The 18,096-nt window shown below is 61.9% G+C and carries 7 protein-coding genes; 2 read left to right on the top strand and 5 right to left on the bottom strand.

Going from position 1 to position 18,096, the window contains the following annotated elements:
* Positions 1-72: 72 nt before the first annotated feature.
* From MTP16_RS13605 to MTP16_RS13585, 5 genes are all read right to left on the bottom strand, one after another.
* Positions 73-3,648: a malectin domain-containing carbohydrate-binding protein gene (locus MTP16_RS13605; protein WP_243509986.1), complete on the bottom strand. Its 3,576-nt coding sequence runs from the start codon at positions 3,646-3,648 to the stop codon at positions 73-75.
* A 29-nt stretch (positions 3,649-3,677) separates the two neighbouring features.
* Positions 3,678-6,500: a glycoside hydrolase family 95 protein gene (locus tag MTP16_RS13600; RefSeq protein WP_243509983.1), complete on the bottom strand. Its 2,823-nt coding sequence runs from the start codon at positions 6,498-6,500 to the stop codon at positions 3,678-3,680.
* Positions 6,501-6,595: 95 nt separating this feature from the next.
* Entirely contained in the window at positions 6,596-8,149 is a 1,554-nt protein-coding gene (locus tag MTP16_RS13595; protein ID WP_243509963.1) for a glycoside hydrolase family 28 protein, read from the bottom strand.
* A gap of 116 nt (positions 8,150-8,265) precedes the next feature.
* The gene (locus MTP16_RS13590) at positions 8,266-9,810 is read right to left on the bottom strand and encodes an alpha,alpha-trehalase (protein ID WP_243509961.1); all 1,545 of its coding nucleotides are present in this window, start codon (positions 9,808-9,810) and stop codon (positions 8,266-8,268) included.
* Positions 9,811-9,894: 84 nt separating this feature from the next.
* The gene (locus MTP16_RS13585; RefSeq protein WP_243509957.1) at positions 9,895-12,594 is read right to left on the bottom strand and encodes an alpha-d-galacturonidase; all 2,700 of its coding nucleotides are present in this window, start codon (positions 12,592-12,594) and stop codon (positions 9,895-9,897) included.
* 583 nt (positions 12,595-13,177) lie between these two features.
* On the opposite strand from MTP16_RS13585, the gene MTP16_RS13580 reads away from it, so the two are divergent.
* Together MTP16_RS13580 and MTP16_RS13575 are read left to right on the top strand one after the other, a co-directional pair.
* Positions 13,178-14,809: a pectate lyase family protein gene (locus tag MTP16_RS13580; protein WP_243509954.1), complete on the top strand. Its 1,632-nt coding sequence runs from the start codon at positions 13,178-13,180 to the stop codon at positions 14,807-14,809.
* Positions 14,810-14,930: 121 nt separating this feature from the next.
* Positions 14,931-18,074, top strand: coding sequence for a DUF6298 domain-containing protein (locus tag MTP16_RS13575; protein WP_243509950.1), 3,144 nt, complete (start codon positions 14,931-14,933; stop codon positions 18,072-18,074).
* Positions 18,075-18,096 lie beyond the last annotated feature (22 nt).

Here is an 18,096-nt window from a genome sequence, read left to right as displayed (position 1 = left end):
GGGCCGTGTAGCTTGTTAGCTTCCTATTGTAACATCTTAGCGCGGACAGCGGAACCTCACTCCTAACCCGGCCTACTGCACATCCAGCCCCGACACGCTCAGCCCCGCTGCATTGGTGCCGCTAAGTTTAACTCGGTAGCTCCCCGCGTTTATCATGCCGCCGGTGGAAGTGGTCAGGTAGTTCCACTTGCCGGGCTTAGAAGGCACGAGTTCTACCGTTTCGGATTTAAGGACCGTGCCATCGGCCAGGGCCAGGGCGAACAGGGCGGTGAGCGGCGCAGTACCCGGGTTGGCGTAGCGGAAGGTGAGCGAATAGGTGTCGGCTACCCCAGTCTGGATGGTCCACTCGATGGCGTTGCCGGTAGGTGCTTTGAAGGTGATGCTTTCCTTGGTGTTCACCGTTTCCTTCACCAGGCCGGGGCCGCTGAGGCGGGCGGTAGCGGGCTTGTAGCCGGTAGTGGGCTTTAGGTCGTAAGCTGGTTCGATGGTGCTGGCCCGGTTCACGGCCACGATGTAAGGCAAGCTACTGGGACCAAAGGAAACCGTGGAATTGGCTGGCTGGCGTTTGCGATACAAGCGGAAAGCGAGGGCAGCAGGACCAGCGGTTTCGAGGGTCGTTTTGGTGTCTTCGTAGTCTTTGAGCCAAGCGGGATGGGTCGGCTGCTTCGCGTCGAGAGCCACGTACACATCGGCCGTAGTAGTGACGCTAAACGTGCCCCCGCTGGCACCGGCCTTGCTCGGCCCGCGCAGCCATTCGGCGCCGTAGAGCGCGGAAGGTAGGGCGCTGAAAGTAGCCGAAGCGTCGCTGAAGCTTGGGGTGCCCGTGTCGAGCCAGGTTTGGGCCGACCACTGCGCGGCCTGGGCCGGGTTACTGATTTTCAGGCCGCCGATGACAGACTGCGGCGCGGGGGCCGGCTGGGCGCGGGCATCGGCGGTAGCAACGGCAATGGCGGAAATGAGAGCCTGGCCGGAGGCAACATGTGGGAAGGAAACCACGAGCTGGCCGTCGGTCACGCGGACTCGCACCGTCTTTTTCAGGGCTTTGTCATGGCCAGATTCTTTCCAGATATCGAGGTTATGCAGCACCGTTTCACCGTTCACGGCCACGTCGAACAGGCGCCAGCCGGTGCAGTCCAGCCCGCCGCCGGTGCCTAGCCATGGCTCGGTGAAATACAGCTCCACGGTGTACTCGCCGTTGGGCACGGGGAAGGCGTAACGCAGCTTCTCGCGGCCGTAGCGGAAGCTTTGGAACAGCGGCCAGTCACGGGTACCGTGGATGGGGTCGTGGGTGCGGCGCTGGCTGGCGAAGAAGGGCGTGATGCCGGGAAAGTCCTGCGTCCACGACTCTGAACCCCAAGTTTTGGGGTCGGTGCGGGGCTGGTCGGCCTGCCAGATGCTGCCGTGCTGGTCCTGGTAGACTGGGCCGCCGCAGTTCACGCGGTAGAGGTAGTTCAGGCCCGGCTGCGGCTGGGTGATGGGCTGGGCATCGGCCAGGAACTGGTCGAAGTTGGGTGCTTTCGGCAAGTGGTGCAGCACGATATAATCCTTCGCCACGGCCTTGCCGCCCACGTAGCCCACAGCATAGAGCACGTTGTATTTGACATCGACATCATCCCACTGAAAATGGGTGCCAATGCCCGTCGGGCGGGTTTTGCGGCCCAGCGAGGCGGCGTTCACGTCGTTGAAAAGCTCGACTTCGTCGCAGTTGGAATAGACGGTAATGCTGTCCTTCCGGCCGGGCATACGCCAACGGTCAGGCCAGGTGTGCGAAGCCACGTAGACCATTGGCTCCGTGGCTTTGGGTGCGTAGTTGGCCCGGAACATACAGAACGCATCCGTGGGCTCTTCCCAGGGCGTGAGCAGGCCCTTGTAGTTGACGGGCCCGATGCGGTCGAGCTCGCGCTGGCCTTCGCCGCCTTGCACCCGGCCGGGGTTGTCATGCGAGGTCAGCAGCCAGAAAAAGTGGCCGGCGGTCTGGTCTTTGGCGGCTTCGGCGAGGCGGACTTTCAGCTCCATGAGCTGGGCAAACCGGTCTTCGCTGAACGGGCCGCTGTTGAGGGCGGGCGGGCCGGACTGGTGCAGGTCAAGGGTGCGCCAGGCGCCGTACTCGCCGATGAGGACCTGACGGGCCACGTCGGCGCCGTACTGGTTGGGGTCGCCGCCGTAGGTGCCGGTCCAGTTCTGGGGCACGTCCCAGTCGGTGCCCTGGCCGCCGTTGCAGGTCGTGATTTTGCGCTCGCGGGAGGCCGTGGGGTCGAGCTGGCGGATGAGGGCGCTGCACTCGCGGGCGAAGTCGGCCGGCAGCGTGCTTTCGTTTTCGAGCCCCCAGAGCACCACCGAGGGGCTGTTGCGGCGCTCCTTCACCCAGTCGGTGAGCAGGGTTTTGAAGTTCTGCCGGAAGGCCGGTGTGTCGTACCACACGTGGGCGGCCAGTTGCGGCCACCACAGCAGCCCCAGCGAGTCCCAGTTGGCCTGGTAGCGCAGGTTGTGCGGCTGGTGGGCGTCGCGGAAGGCGTTGAAGCCGGTGGCCTTCACCATTTGTACGCGGGTGCGAATCTGCTCCGGCGTGAAGGCGTGGCTCTGGCCCAGCAGGTGCTCGTACTCGGCAATGCCGTTAATGAAAACGGGCTGGCCATTGAGCAGAAACTGCTTCTGCCCGGCTGCGGCGGCCTGGCCAATCGGCCAGCTCACCCAGCGAATGCCGTAGGGCGTTTCCTGCTCATCGAGCAGCTTGCCCTTGGCGCTGATTTTTGTAACCAGCCGATACAAATAAGGGTCCGCCAGCGACCACAAATGCGGCTGCTTGAGCACCGGCAGCTGCTGGTGAAGCTGCACACCAGCCCCGGCCGCCAGCTTCTGCTTGGTGCTGGTTTCGGCCACGCTCCTCCCCTGCCGGTCCAGCAATTGGCTGCTAATAGTCAGCGTTTGCGCCTGGGTCCCGTAGTTTTTCAGTTCCGTATCAACCCGCAGCTGCGCCGCTTGGGCCGACACCGTAGAATCGGCCCAGACGTGCACGCCGAAGGGCTCGACCCGCACCGGGCTGGTGACCACCAGCGACACCGGCCGGAAAATGCCCATCGGCTGCGAGCCTTCCGAGAAGCCGCGCTCTTCGGAGCAGCCGCCGCACACCCAAGGCAAATCCTGGATGTTGGCGGGGTGGTCGGCGCGCACGGCCAGCACGTTGGGGCGGCCGGCGAGGCTGAGGGCGGCCGTCACGTCGAGGGTGAATGTGGTGCGGCCGCCGGCATGGTAGCCCACCTTCTGGCCATTCAGCCACACCGTGGCGTAAGAGCCCACGCCCTCGAAAAATAGGAAGTAGCGGGCGTCACTTTTAGCAGCAGGCGTGAGGAAAGTTTTGCGGTACCAGGCGTAGCCGTGGCGGTTGCCGTGGCGCTGGCGGCGGTAGCCTTCGTAAGCGTCCCAGTTGTGGGGCACGGCCACGGTTTGCCAAGTCTGGTCTTTGAAATCGGGGCGCTCGAAGTGGGGGTGGGCCTGCTGGTTGTGGTCGTCGACGGCGGTGCGCCAGTTATCGAGCAGCGGGATGGTGGTGCGGGTTTGGGCGGGGGCTTGGGCTGTGAGCAGGAGTAAAAGCAGCACGATGTACGGGCGGGGCTTGCCCCCGTCCGTCGTGGCCCAAAATCGTTGCATCAGCCGTAAAATCATCATCCTCTTTTCGTTCAACGACGAGCGGGGACAAGCCCCGCCCCTACGTCCGTCAGTTTATAAATCCCGCCTGCTTTAGTCGCAAAGCGCACTTCTTTTCCAGCGTATTTCACCACGCATTCCCGCCCGGCTTCCGACTTAATCTCAACGGCTTGCAGCTTGCCTACGTCCCACTTCATATCCACTACGAAGCCGCCGCGCGCGCGCAGGCCACGCACGTTGCCGCTGGCCCAGGCCGTGGGCAGGGCGGGCAGTAGGTCAAGCGCGCCGGTCTGGCTTTGCAGCAGCATTTCGGCCATGCCGGCCGCGCCGCCGAAGTTGCCGTCAATCTGGAAGGGCGGGTGGGCATCAAAGAGGTTTTTGTAAACGCCGCCCTGCTCAGGGCCGGTGCCGTTTTCGGCAGGCGAAAGCAGGTTTTCGAGGATGCGCAGGGCGTGGTTGCCGTCGCGGAAACGGGCCCAAAGGTTCACTTTCCAGGCCAGGCTCCAGCCGGTGCCGCCGTCGCCGCGCTGGGTGAGCGAGGTGCGGGCGGCTTGCAGCAGCTTGGGCGCGGCAGGGCTGATTTCGGAGCCCGGAAACACGCCCCAGAGGTGCGACACGTGGCGGTGCGTGTCGGCAGGGTCGTCCTTATCTTCGAGCCACTCCTGCAGCTGGCCGTGCTTGCCGATTTGGTTCGGGGCCAACTGGCCGGCTTTGGTGGTCCACTCCTGTTGCAAGTCGGCATCTACGCCCAAGACTTTGGCCGCGGCGCTGGTGGTTTTGAACAACTCCCGGATAATCTGGTGGTCCATGGTGGGGCCGGCCACCAGCCCGCCGTGCTCGGGCGAGTTCGATGGCGTGCTGATGAGCCAGCCGGTGCGCGGGTCCTTCACCAGAAAAGCGTCGTAGAACCGGGCAGCTTCCTTCAGCACGGGGTACTGCTGGCTCAGAAACTTCCGGTCCTGTGTGAACTGGTAGTGCTCCCAGATGGGCTGGCAGAGCCAGGCCGCCCCTGTCACCCAAATGCCGTGGTTGGCGGCATTGATGGGCGCGGTCCCGGCCCAGAGGTCGGTGTTGTGGTGCAGCACCCAGCCAGGGGCGTTGTAGTTGGCCTGGGCCGTGGCTCGGCCGGTTTGGGCAAGTTGGTCGATGAAGTTAAACAGCGGCGTGGTGCAGGCCGACAGATTCAGCACCTCGGCCGGCCAGTAGTTCATTTCCAGGTTGATATTAGTGGTGTATTTGCTGCCCCACGACGGCGTCAACGACTCGTTCCAGATGCCCTGCAGGTTGGCCGGCGGCCCACCGGCCCGCGAGGAGGAAATCAGCAGGTAGCGGCCGAATTGCAGATACAGCGCCAGCAGCCCGGGGTCGGAGGCAGGGTTGAATTGTTGGATTCGCTCGTCGGTGTAAAAGGATGGTGCCTTGCCCGTGCCCTGGCCTAGGTCGATGGCAAAGGTGTTGAAGAGCTTTTGGTAATCCCGGACGTGTTCGGCTTTCAGGTCTTCGTAATTACGCTTGGAAGCCTTGTCAAGTGCTTGTTTCGCTAGTTTCTCGGGCTGCCCAGAAACGTCCTGGCAGCTTTTAAAATTGGTGGCAGCCGTCAGGTAAAGTGTTACCTCATCCGAATTTTCAATCTGAATCTGGTCGTCGGTGACGGTGATTTTGCCATGACTTCCTTCTGCCCGCAGATAGCTCACGCCGCGCAGCACGCCGTCGCGCACCTCCACGGCCAGCGCCAGCGTGTGGTCGTCCACCCGATAGGTTTTGCGGTTTGCGTGGGCGCTGCCGAAGCGGGCCGTAAAGCTGAGCTTTCTCTCCATGCCCGCGCCTAAATGGCAAACCAAGGCCTGCGCGGGTGCGCTGGCGAAGTACTCGCGGATGAACGGAATGCCATCCTGCATGTAAGTCGTCCGGGCCACGGCTTGGGTGATATCTAAACCACGCTGGTACAGCGCTGTCTTTCCGGCCTGCGGAAAATCCAACAGCAAGTCCCCAAACGGCTGGTACGAGGCCTGGTAGCTGGGCGCCAGCGGCGGGTTGGCATCCTGCACCCAATACTGCCAATCGGAACTCAGCGCCACGCCGGTTTCGGGCGCGGCGCCTTCGGGGTAGGCCACAAACACCGGCTGTTTTTCCTTCACCCCAATCAGGCCACCTTTGTCAAAGTAGTTGATAACCTGCACCACTACTTCGTTGCGGCCCGGCCGGAGCGCAGCCGCTGGCACCCGGTAGCGCCGCTTCTTGCTAATGCCTTCGTCGGTGCCCACCGGCTGGCCGTTCACGTAGGTCACGTCCGCGTCGCGGATGCGGCCCAGGCTCAGGGTGAGGTCTTTGCCGGCCCAGGCTGCGGGCAGGTCGAAAGTAGTTCGGAACCACACGGCGCCGTCCAGCCCTTCCAGGCCGGCGCTTTCCCAGCCGTTCGGCGTCGGGACAGCCAGCGGTTTCCAGCCCGGCTGGGCCAGGGCCTGCGCCACGCTCATAGCCCGTGTTTTCTGCAGCCAAGCGGCTTTGTTGGCCGTGTAGGTTTCCTCGTGGTCCTTCAGGCCCATGAAATGCTGCTCGGCCAGCGCCTCGGCTTCGGCCTGCTTGCCCTCAGCCAGCAACTGGCGAATCTGGGGCAGGTACTGCGCGGCGCCGGGCCGGGCGTAGGCGCGCGGCCGGCCGGTCCAGAGCGTGGCTTCGTTGAACTGAATGTGCTCCTGCTCCACCCCGCCGTACACCATGCCGCCCAGCCGGCCGTTGCCGATGGGCAACGCGTCGGTCCACTTCGCGGCTGGCTGGGCATACCAGAGTTTCAGCGGCTGCTGGGCAGCAACGGGGATGGTAAGCAGCAGAAGGAAAAAGAGAAAGCGCGGCATTAGCGGAAATTGTAGCGTGGACTCTGCGAGTCCGCGCCGGAGCGAAAGACTTGAAGTTCTGGCAAGCGCGGACTCGCAGAGTCCACGCTACAGCCTTACGGCCCGACTACCCGCTCCGTCACGGCCTCGTCTTGCGACACGGGCGCTTTCACGTACTTGAAGTTGTTGTTCTGCAGCACGATGCTACGGGTTTTAGCACCTTTCAGCTTGAGGTAGGTTTCGGTTCCCACGGCCGGGAAGGAGTTGTAAATGAAGGCATCCTGCACCTCGTTCAGCTCTATCTGCGGGGTGCCGGCCAACGGGGTGCTACTGCCCACGCCGTCGAGGCGGAGCAACTGCACGCTCTCGGCGCGCACGGCCGGACCGATGGTGGTGTTTACCTGCACGTTGTGAAAGGCGATGTTGCGCGCTTCGCGGATGGTGAAGCCCTGCTTGGCGTCGAAGTTCAGGTTGGAAAACGAGACGTTTTCGATGGGCATTTCGCTCAGGCCGTTCAGCAGGCCAGCCTGGTTACCCTCGGCGGTAATGTTGCTGAAATGGATGTTGCGGAAGCGCGGCGTGCGCTCCGACACCGGCTCGGGCGTGGTTTTGGCGTACTGCATGTCGAGCACAATCATCTGGTCGCGAATGTTCTTCATCACGATGTTATCGACCCGGATGTCTTCCACCACGCCGCCCCGGCCGCGGGCCGTCTTGATGCGAATGCCGCGGTCGGTGCCATCAAAGACGCAGTTCGAAATCACGATTTTCTTCACCCCGCCCGACATCTCGCTGCCAATCACCACGCCGCCGTGCCCGCTGAGCATGGTGCAGTTGGTGATGGTGTAGTTTTCGGCCGGCACGTTCATCTTGCGCCCGGCCGCGTCCTTGCCCGATTTGATGGTGATGCAGTCGTCGCCCACGCTGATGTGGCAGTTCGAGATGTGCACGTAGCGGCACGACTCGGGGTTGATGCCGTCGGTGTTCGGCGACTTGGGGTTGTTGATGGTGACGCCTGTAATGGTCACATTCTCACAGAATTCCGGGTTCACCGTCCAGAACGGTGAGTTGCGGATGGTGATGCCTTCGATATGCACATTCTTGCAAAACATGGGCTGAATGAACGGCGGCCGCAGAAAGGCCCGGTCAATCACCCCGCCCTGCTCGTCGGGCCTGATAATATTGGCATTGAGCCGCTTGAATTCCTGCTGCCACTTCGAGTCCTGGCTTTTGCGCGACTGCCCTTCGGCGTAGTCCCACCACTTTTTCCCCTGCCCGTCGATGATGCCGCGGCCTTTGATGGTGATGTTTTCAGCCTTGTAAGCATAAAATAGCGGCGAGAAGCTGGTCACGTCGATGCCCTCGTAGCGCGAGGGCACCATGGGCAGGTAATCGTCGAAATTGTCGCTGAAATAGAGGACGGCGCCCGCGCCTATTTCAATGGTGATGTTGCTTTTGAGGTGAATGGGGCCCGTACGGTAGCGGCCCGCCGGGAAGTACACCGTGCCGCCGCCCGCCTTGCTCGCCGCGTCAATGGCCTTGGCAATGGCAACGGTCGAAAGCTTCGTACTGTCGTTTTTCGCGCCGTATTTCAGGACGTTGTAATAGTCCTGGGCGCGGGCGGCCGAGACGGTGAGGAGCAGGAGAAGGGCGGAGAGGAAGTTTTTCATAGGAGCTAGTTCAAACGACGTCGAGACGCGACACTTCGCGTCTCGACGTCTGCGCCATTAAGTCATTCACGGCAGTTGTTCGACGGGAGACGCGAAGTGTCGCGTCTCTACATCGTTCAGCCAGGCAGCTTGGCCTTCAACTGTTTCAATTCTGTGGCGCGAGCTATTTCCTTGCCATCAGCAAAAATGCGGAGCCCCTGGCCTTTGCCGTATTTCTGGCCGGTTTTGTCCCAAATCACGGAAATCATGCGGCCGTGGTAGCGCACCTGGTCCAGCGCGAACCAATCCCACTTGCCAGCGGGCACCAGCGGGAATACTTCCACCACGTTATCGGCGCGCGGCTTGAGGCCTACGAGGCCGGTTATCACCAAATCGGCGAAGCCGGAGTGGTTGTAGTAGCTGCTGCGCGGGTTGTCGCCCTTCAGCCATTCGCCGTTCTTTTCGTCCTGGTATTCACCCAGGTAGGGCACGCCGTTTTTCTGGTGCGAGAGAGCATATTTGCGCAGCTCGTCGTAGTACACCTGCGCGCTCATGCCATCGTGGTGCTTGTAGTCGGTGAGCAAGTTGGCTAAGCCTTTCAGCGTCTGCGTGGTGGCGTAGGGCCACACCGCACCATCCCACTCGCAGCCGTGGCCGGAACCGTGGGTACGGAAGCCTGGCGCGCGCCGCTCGGCCGTGGTCAGGCCCCAGGGCGCCTTGAAGCCGCCTTCATCCGTTAGTTGCTCCCACTGCTTGGCATACGCGGCCTTATCGGCCGGCAGCGAGAAGTACCAGGGAATGTAGCCCAGTTCCTCCCGCGCCTCGCAAAGGCCACCTTTCTCATACTGCACCTTGAAAAAGCTGGCCTTCGGGTCCCAGAGCGTTTTCTGCACGTCGGCGCGGAGCTGCTTGGCTTTGGCGGCGTACTTGCGTTCGAGGCTGTCGTTTTTGGTCAGCTTGTACATGGCGGCCAGGGCTTTGGCGTTGCCGTACATGTAGCTGTTGATGGTGGGGCGCACGTTCTTTTCCTTGCGCCCGCCGCTGATGGACTCTTCCATGGCATCGCGCACGTCGTACTGCCAGAACAGGCCGCTAGGCAGCATCCGCTCCTTTTCCCACTGCCGGTAGTCGGCATTGAGGGCGGGCAGCATTTCCTGCACAAAGGCCTGATTGTTATTGACCTGATACAAGCTATACACCGCATCCTGCAGCCAGCTGCTGAAGCTGTGCAGCTTGGTGTTCACCTGCGGCTGCTTGGCCGTCAACCAGAAGCGCGTGTACTGGTCGATGTATTGCGGGTCGTGCAGCCAGCGCCCCTCATTAAGATGGTGCCCGAGCGCGCTGCTGATGGTATTGTAGGGCCCGGCGTGCTTCATCGGCGTGATGAACTCCGTAAACACGTAGCCATCGGGCGTTTGCTTGAGGTGCTTGCGGAAGGTCCACCAGCGGTAGTAGTACGTCTCCTGAATGGCCGAATCAGGGCACTCAAACAGCGGCACCTCGCGGGCCAGCCAGTCGGCGGCCTGGGCATTGGGCACGAGGTTGATGACGTCCTCCTTGTCCAGCGCATTAAAGCGGGCCACGCTGGCGCGCAAGTGCTCCGACGTGAGCACGGGCTGCTGGGCAAGCGCGGCAGTAGCGCTGAGTAAGCTGAGGGAAAAAAGCAGGCGGGTGGGTTTCATAGCAGAGAAAGTAGCGTGGACTCTGCGAGTCCGCGCATGGGCGGAATGTTGGATGCGCGGACTCGCAGAGTCCACGCTACATATTTACTCAAACAACCAATCCAGCTCTCCCACCTTGCGCACCCCCTCGCCTAGCCCGGCATCGTAGGTGCGCAACGGCTGGTTGGCGTCAATAAAGCCCAACACCACACAGGCCCCGCGGGCCAGATTCAGCGTGTGCGTGCCGGCTTTGAAGGAGTAGGCATGCACGTTCACGGGCGGCAGGCCGGGAATGGTTAGTGCGTTCAAAATCTTGCTTTCTGCCTGGCCGTAGTCGTTGGCGCTGGCGTCGATTTCCAGGGTTGGAATGGGCAGGAAGCGCGGGCTTTTCTGGTTGAAGAAGCCGACCAACAGCCGCACCGGCTTGGTGGTCGTGAAGCGAATTTCGGTGCCCTGCGCCACCTGCTGCGCCTTACCGAGGCGTAGCCCTTGCAGCTTCGCCAGCTCCGGTGCGAGGGCCGTGATACGCGCCGTGGTATCGGCGAAAATGGTCTGGCCGATGGCGACAGGATAGGTGCCGGCTTTGCTCAGCAGCTTGACCGGGGCGTTGCGTAGCACCTCGATTTTCGGGGCGGAGATGCTGGTTTTCGCCGTTTTCAGCGAGTCGATGTTGTGCTGGAAATCGGCTAACTCCTTTTTATACACGGGCAGCATTTCTGCCCAGGTTTTGTAGGTGCCGTCCACGCCGCGCATTGGGATTTTGCGCTGGGCGGTTTGCATGCTGTTGGCGTAGAGGTAGCTGTCTTTGGTGAGGTCAACCAGCTTTTGCCAGTGCGCCACGCTGCTTTGCAGCAAGGGCACGGCGGCCGTGAGGTCCTGCACGTTGTGCGAATACTTATACTTCAGCACCTGCAACGCCGCCCGAGCCTTTTCGGCGTAGAAATTGGCCAGCGCATCCTGGCAGTACATGTCGTTGCGGACGCGGGCAAATTCGGCCTGATTCTGCTTGATGGCTGGCGCGGCGCGCTCGATGGCGGCCACCGCTTTCTCGCCGTGCTCCACCACCTCATTGGCTATCTGCGGCGGAGTTTCGCCCATATGCTTCTCCCCTTTCGACTCCTTCTCGGCGTACTCAATAATCATCTCACCCTCCGGCGATTCCGATTCATAAAGCAACGTAAACAAGCCGTAGCGCTTGGGGTCTATCAGCTGGTTCATCAGCATGCCCAGCGTGAGCGTCTGCCGGTTGCCGTCGGTGATGCCGTAGCGGCGCAGCAGCTTGGGCTCGATTTCGCCAGCTTCCTCGTAGGCCGTCAGTATCTGCTGGCCAGCCTGTTCGTCGCAGCCGAACTGGGCGGCCAGTTTCTGGCTCCAGTAGGTGACTTCGGCCGGGCGGGGGCGGTTGGCGCGCCAGGCGTAGCGGGCCCATTCGGCGTACCAGAGCCAGTCGCGGTCCACCTGCAACTGGCGGCCGGCCACGTTGTCGGCGGTGTAGGGCCAGTCCCAGTACGATGACTCCGGGTAGAGGTGCAAGCCGTTGGCGCCGTAGATGTTGTGCATGGCCTGCACCGATTTCTGGATGAAATCGGCCGAGCCGTAACGGAACGGCTCCAGGTTGGCCAGGATGTGCACGTTCTCAATGTGCACCGAATTCATGCCGCTCAGCTTGCGGTGCAGCTCGGCCCAGGAGCCGCGCGGCGTGTAAGTCGTCAGCGCCTCGCCGTTGAATTTGGCTTCGGTGTAGAGGTTCTTGTAAAGCAGCAGCGCTTCGGTAATCACGCGGGGCGCGTCGGTGTCGTGGGCGCGTAGCACGATGGGTGGTAGCTCGGTGGTGCCCAGGGCCTTGAGGCCGTCCTGTACGCCGGGGATGATGGTTTTCGTGAACCAGTCCACGTCGTCCTGGCCGGCGCCTTCCATGGCTTCGCCCAGCGCCACCATCAGGCCCACATTGGGGTATTTCTCCACGAAAGCGGCGATGGACTTGCGCGTGTAGTCGGCAATGAGCGGCACGATGGGCCGGGCGCGGTCCTGGGTTTTGATGTTGTAGTGCTCGGCAAAGGGCTTGGATACGATGATGTTGTAAAACATCTGAATCACCCAGATGCCGCGCTTGTCGGCTTCCTCGGTCAGAAAGCGGTACATCTCCTCGTTCTTTTTGAAGGTAGCATCGTCCACTTCCACCGCAAACGGGTAGTCCTTGAGCCGCACCAGCGAGGCAAACGGGTGGCCGTTCCAGAGGTAGAGCGAGTTGTATCGGTTATCGACCATCATGTCGAGGTACTTCACCCAGAGCGCCTTATCGTAGAGCCACGGAAACGTCTCGGGCGTGTAGGGGTACTCGTACACGTTGCGGCCGGGCAAGTAAGTGGGCTTCTGCACGCCGATGCAGGTGCCGCGTAGCACCATTTCGGGCTGGTCGGTGAGGTGCAGGTTATTGCTGAGCTTGCCCTGGGTTTTCACCTGCTCGGCCAGTTCCAGGCAGCCGTAGAGCGCCCCCGAATTATCAGCTCCGCTGATGAGAATGGCGTCGTCTTTGGCCGAGGAAATGGCGAAGCCTTCCTTGCCGGGCGCTTTTTCAGCGGCGGTGCGCAAGGCCGTGGCGGCTTGCTGCACCAACGCATCTTTGGCCTGGCCTACCACAATCATGCCTTTAGATTTCGGAAGTTTATCAGCCCTCTGAATCTGCACTTGGTAGCCCGCGGTGCGCAGGGCCGTAGCCAGTCGTTCCGCGCCGTATTGCAGACGGGCGTGGGCGGTTTTGGCCAACAAGATTGTGCGCGTCTGGGCGGCTGCACGACGTTCCACTGGATTAGTGGCCGAGACTACCGGGGCCACGCCCAGCAACAGCCCAACCAAGAGGGCAGCACAACAAACCAACTGATTCCAGCGGTTTCGGCGCGCTGGCAATCTACTTGACGAGGAAGCAAAATGGGCGAATGGCATCAGGTCAAAATTATCGGGCACGTGGGCTGGTTCTGTGTACCATGTTCGCCGGCTGTTATAGCATGTTGCCATCGCAAAAGCGGGGTTTACACAATCGATAAATTAGGAGTGGAAGCAGCTTCAGTTACCATCGGATTTTAGGCGGGTGAGGCGTCACAAACTGTTCATTCGTGCCCTAAGTCCTTTACTACGCAGTGGGGCCTGGCTGGCCTTAGCTGCACTAAATCCCTCTTTACGTTCTTTTTGCAGTAGTTAATCAGCTTAAATCAGCATTGGTAAATAAGTAGATTATTGGAGGCGGGGTGAGCATTTACTTAGCCATACTGAGTAGCGGCCTCTTTACAGAAAGCGAATGATAACATCCTACACAGGGTCGAGAAAATGGTATAGGTGCCAGGGAATTTTGTCCTGTTATTTCGCTTTATCCAAACTCCCCACCCCGCTTATGAACAAACCAGTTGCTTCCCTCTGCGCGCTCGGACTCTTTTTCTCGACGCAATTCGCGGCCCACGCCCAATATCCGAAGATTCCGCAGGACGTGCAGAAGGCCAGCGAGGCCATGATGAAGGATGCCTACCGGCAATCCGATATTGCCTGGAACAAGGCCTACCCCATCGTGCAGAAGGAGCAGCGCGAGGGCAAACCCTATATTCCGTGGGCGGCCCGGCCAATTGACTTGCCGCAAGCCACCATCCCGGCGTTTCCGGGCGCGGAGGGCGGCGGGGCCTACACGTTTGGCGGGCGCGGCGGCCGCGTGATTGTGGTGACCAGTCTGGCCGACAGCGGCCCCGGCAGCCTGCGCGAGGCATGCGAGCAGGGCGGCGCGCGCATTGTAGTGTTCAACGTGGCCGGTATCATCCGCCTCAAAACGCCGCTCATGATTCGGGCGCCCTACATCACCATTGAGGGCCAGAGCGCGCCCGGCGACGGCATCTGCGTGGCTGGCGAATCGGTGTGGCTGAACACGCACGACGTGTTGGTGCGCTTCATGCGCTTCCGCCGTGGCGAGACGAACGTGGGCCGGCGCGATGACTCCATCGGCGGCAACCCGATTGGCAACATCATGATTGACCACGTATCGGCGAGCTGGGGGCTGGACGAGAACATGTCGATGTACCGCCACATGTACAACGACAGCACCGGCATTCCGGAACAGAAGCTGGGCACGGTGAACATCACCATTCAGAACTCCATCTTCTCGGAAGCGCTCGATACCTGGAACCACGCTTTCGGCAGCACGCTGGGCGGCGAGAACTGCACGTTCATGCGCAACCTGTGGGCCGACAACGCGGGCCGCAACCCGTCCATCGGCTGGAACGGCGTGTTCAACTTCGCCAACAACGTGATGTTCAACTGGGTGCACCGCTCCGTGGATGGCGGCGACTACCGTGCCCTCTACAACATCATCAACAACTACTACAAGCCCGGCCCCGAAACGCCCAAGGACACCAACATCGGCCACCGCATCCTGAAGCCCGAATCGGGCCGCAGCAAGCTGAAATACCAGGTGTATGGCCGCGCCTACGTGGCCGGCAACATCGTGGAAGGTTTCCCCGACATCACCAAGGACAACTGGAACGGCGGCGTGCAGGTGGAAGAGCAGCCCAATGCCGGCAAGTATCAGGCTGACATGAAGGTGGACAAGCCACTGCCGATGCCGGAAATCACCATCATCCCGGCCGATAAAGCCTACAGCTACGTGCTCGACAACGCCGGTGCCACCCTACCCAAGCGCGACCCGGTGGACACCCGCGTGATTCAGCAGGTGCGCACCGGCAAAATCGATTACATCAAAAACGTGAAGCTGCCCACCACGCAGTTTGAGCACCGCCGCCTGCCGATTGATTCATACAAAAACGGCATCATCACTGACCCCGTGCAGGTGGGCGGCTACCCCACCTACGCCGGCAAGCCCTACGCCGACGCCGATAAGGACGGCATGCCCGACGACTACGAAAAGAAGAACGGCTTCGACCCCAAGAACGCAGCCGACGCAGCAGCCATTGCCAAAAACGGCTACGCCAACATTGAGAACTACCTCAATAGCCTGGTGGCACTGAATACGGTGAAACCGTAAGGGCGCCCGCCGCCCCTCCAGAGGAGGGGAAATTCTGACGACTTGTAAAAAAAAGCACGTCATGCCGAGCGTAGCGAAGCATGACGTGCTTTTAGGTTGCTGCTTGAAAACAACTTCCCCTGTGCCCCTCCCCACCCGCACCGTTTACTTCCTGCTCCTCTCCGGCCTGCTCGCCGCCGGCCCGGCCGCTGCGCAGAAGCCCGCTAAGCCCGTGCCGCCGCCCGGCCCCATTGAGTACAAGGATGGCAAGCTGAGCTACGCGCCGGATTCGCTAGGCAATCGGGTGCCCGATTTTTCCTATGCGGGCTACCGGGCGGGCGAGGCGGCTATTCCAATGGCGGCTATTAAGGTAACGGTGCCGGTGAAGGCAGGCGATGCCACGGCGCGCATTCAAGCGGCGCTGGACTACGTGGCCGGTTTACCGCTGGGCAAGGATGGGCTGCGCGGCGCGGTGTTGTTGGATAAAGGCACTTACGAGGTAGCAGGGCGGCTGTTTATCCGCGCTTCGGGCGTGGTGCTGCGCGGCAGCTGCATGAGCGACGGGGGAACCGTCGTCATCGGCACGGGCGTAAGCCGCGACCACCTGCTGACCATGGGTGGGCGCAACGACCGCAAGTTTGAAACCGCCGTCGCTGTCGCTGATAAGTACGTGCCGGTAAATGCTCGTACTGTTAAAATTGCCAATGCCAGCGCCTTCAAGGTGGGCGACCGGGTGCAGGTGCGGCGGCCCAGCACGGCCGCCTGGGTACACCGGCTGGGCATGGAAACCTTCGGTGGCGGCCTGTCCTCACTAGGCTGGAAACCCGGCCAGCGCGACCTGGCCTGGGACCGGCAGATAGTGGCCGTGGATGCCAACGGCATCACACTGGATGCGCCGCTAACTACCGCGCTCGACCAAGCCTATGGCGGCGGCACCGTGGCCCGCTATACCTGGCCGGGCCTGGTTTCGCAGGTAGGCGTAGAGAACCTGCGGCTCAAATCAACCTTTGACGCCGCCAACCCCAGAGACGAAAACCACCGCTGGGTAGCTATTGATATTGAAAACGCGCAGGATGCTTGGGTGCGGCAGGTCAGCTTCCGGCACTTCGCGGGCTCGGCCGTGCTGGCGCAGGCCACGGCCCGGCGCCTGACGGTGGAAGACTGTATTTCGACGGCGCCGGTGTCAGAAATCGGCAACGAGCGGCGCAACACCTTCTACACGCTGGGCTCGCAAACGCTGTTTCAGCGGCTGTATGCGGAGAATGGCTACCACGATTTTGCGCTGGGCTTTTGCGCGCCCGGCCCCAATGCCTTTGTGCAGTGCGACGCCGAACAGGCCCTGAGCTTCAGCGGCGGCGTGGACAGCTGGGCTTCGGGCGTGCTGTTCGACATTGTGAAGGAATACGGCCAGGCCCTGCGCTTCGGCAACCGCGAGCAGGACGGGCAGGGCGCCGGTTGGGCCGTGGCCAACAGCGTGTTTTGGCAATGCACCGCCTCCCGCGTGGACTGCTACCGCCCGCCCACGGCGCAGAACTGGGCCTTTGGCACCTGGGCGCAGTTCGCCGGTAACGGCTTCTGGGACCAGTCCAACGAAAATATCAACCCGCGCAGCCTCTACTACGCGCAGCTACAGGAGCGGCTCGGCGACGCCGCCAAGACCCGCGCCATCCTGCTGCCCGTGCCCACCGAGGCCAGCAGCAGCCCCAAAGTGGCCGTGGCGCAGGAATTGACGCGCCTCTCAGTGAACCCCGCGCCTACCGTGCTGGAGCTGGTGAAAGCGGCGACCACGCGCCAGCCCATTGCCACGCAAAACTCGGCCCCCAGCATCGACAAGCTGAAGGTGAAGGCAGCCCCGGCGCCCACCTATGCGGCTCCGCTGCACGTGGCGCAGGGCGTGCTGGTGCGCGGCAACGCCCTCGTGCTGGGCCGCCGCCAGGAGGTGCCGTGGTGGAACGGCAGCGCCCGTCCCTACGGCCTGCTCAACCCCAAGCCCCACATCACGCGCTTTGTGCCGGGCCAGATTGGGCGCGGGCTGACCGATGACTTGCCGGAACTGACCGACTCGATGCGGGCGCAAAACGTGGTAGCCCTGCACCACAACTACGGCCTGTGGTACGAGCGCCGGCGCGACGACCACGAGCGCATTCGCCGCATGGACGGCGAGGTGTGGGCGCCGTTCTACGAATTGCCCTTTGCCCGCAGCGGCAAGGATTTGGCCTGGGACGGCCTCAGCCGTTACGACCTCACCAAGTACAACGCCTGGTACTGGAGCCGCCTGCACCAGTTTGCCGACCTGGCCGACCAAAAAGGCCTCGTGCTGCTCAATCAGCACTACTTCCAGCACAACATCATCGAGGCCGGGGCGCACTACGCCGACTTTCCCTGGCGACCGGTGAACAATGTGAACAACACCGGCTTCCCGGAGCCGCCGCCCTACGCCGGCGACAAGCGCATTTTCATGGCCGAGCAGTTTTACGACGTGACCGATGTCACGCGCCGACCGCTGCACCGCGCCTACATCCGCCAGTGCCTCGACAATTTCAAGGGCCAGACCGGCGTCATTCATCTTATCGGGGCCGAATTCACCGGTCCGCTGGCCTTCGTGCAGTTCTGGCTCGACACTATCAAAGAGTGGGAAACCGAAACCGGCCAGCACGCCACCATTGCCCTGAGCACCACCAAAGACGTGCAGGACGCCATTCTGGCCGACCCGGTGCGGGCTAAAGTGGTCGATGTCATCGACATCAACTACTGGCACTACCAGTTCAACGGCCAGGCCTACGCCCCGGCCGGTGGCCAGAACCTGGCCCCGCGCCAGCACGCCCGCCTCACGCCGCCCAAGCGCAGTTCGTTCGAGCAGGTATATCGGGCCGTGCGCGAGTACCGTCAGCAATTCCCCGACAAAGCGGTGCTCTACTCGGCCGATGGCTACGACGCTTTCGGCTGGGCGGTGCTGCTGGCGGGCGGCTCAATGGCCAGCCTGCCCCGCGTGGCCGATGCCCGTTTTGCCTCGGCCATTTCGGATATGAAACCGATAGAATTGCCCGGCAAGCCCGCCAACCAGTGGGCGATGAGCGACGGCAAAACCAGTTTGCTGCTGTACCGCGAGGGCCAGTCGCCGGTGCAGGTCGATTTATCGGGGATGAGCGGCACATTTGCGGTGCGTCACATCAACCCGAAAACCGGTGCGTTGACCGACCCGAAGGAGACGGTGAAAGGTGGAAAATCCATTACCCTGAACAGCACGGCAACGGGCTCGGAAGTCATTTGGCTGGTGAAGAAATGAGGAAAGCAATAGAACTGTGTAG

Origin of the sequence: Hymenobacter monticola, from assembly GCF_022811645.1 — a bacterium.
In the GTDB taxonomy this organism is placed as follows: Bacteria; Bacteroidota; Bacteroidia; order Cytophagales; family Hymenobacteraceae; genus Hymenobacter; species Hymenobacter monticola.
This window is presented reverse-complemented; position numbering and strand designations above follow the sequence as displayed.

Bases quoted from the DNA above. Each gene is read 5' to 3' on its own strand.
- MTP16_RS13605 (WP_243509986.1), bottom strand. From the start codon at position 3,648: ATGCAACGATTTTGGGCCACGACGGACGGGGGCAAGCCCCGCCCGTAC.
- MTP16_RS13600 (WP_243509983.1), bottom strand. From the start codon at position 6,500: ATGCCGCGCTTTCTCTTTTTCCTTCTGCTGCTTACCATCCCCGTTGCT.
- MTP16_RS13595 (WP_243509963.1), bottom strand. From the start codon at position 8,149: ATGAAAAACTTCCTCTCCGCCCTTCTCCTGCTCCTCACCGTCTCGGCC.
- MTP16_RS13590 (WP_243509961.1), bottom strand. From the start codon at position 9,810: ATGAAACCCACCCGCCTGCTTTTTTCCCTCAGCTTACTCAGCGCTACT.
- MTP16_RS13580 (WP_243509954.1), top strand. From the start codon at position 13,178: ATGAACAAACCAGTTGCTTCCCTCTGCGCGCTCGGACTCTTTTTCTCG.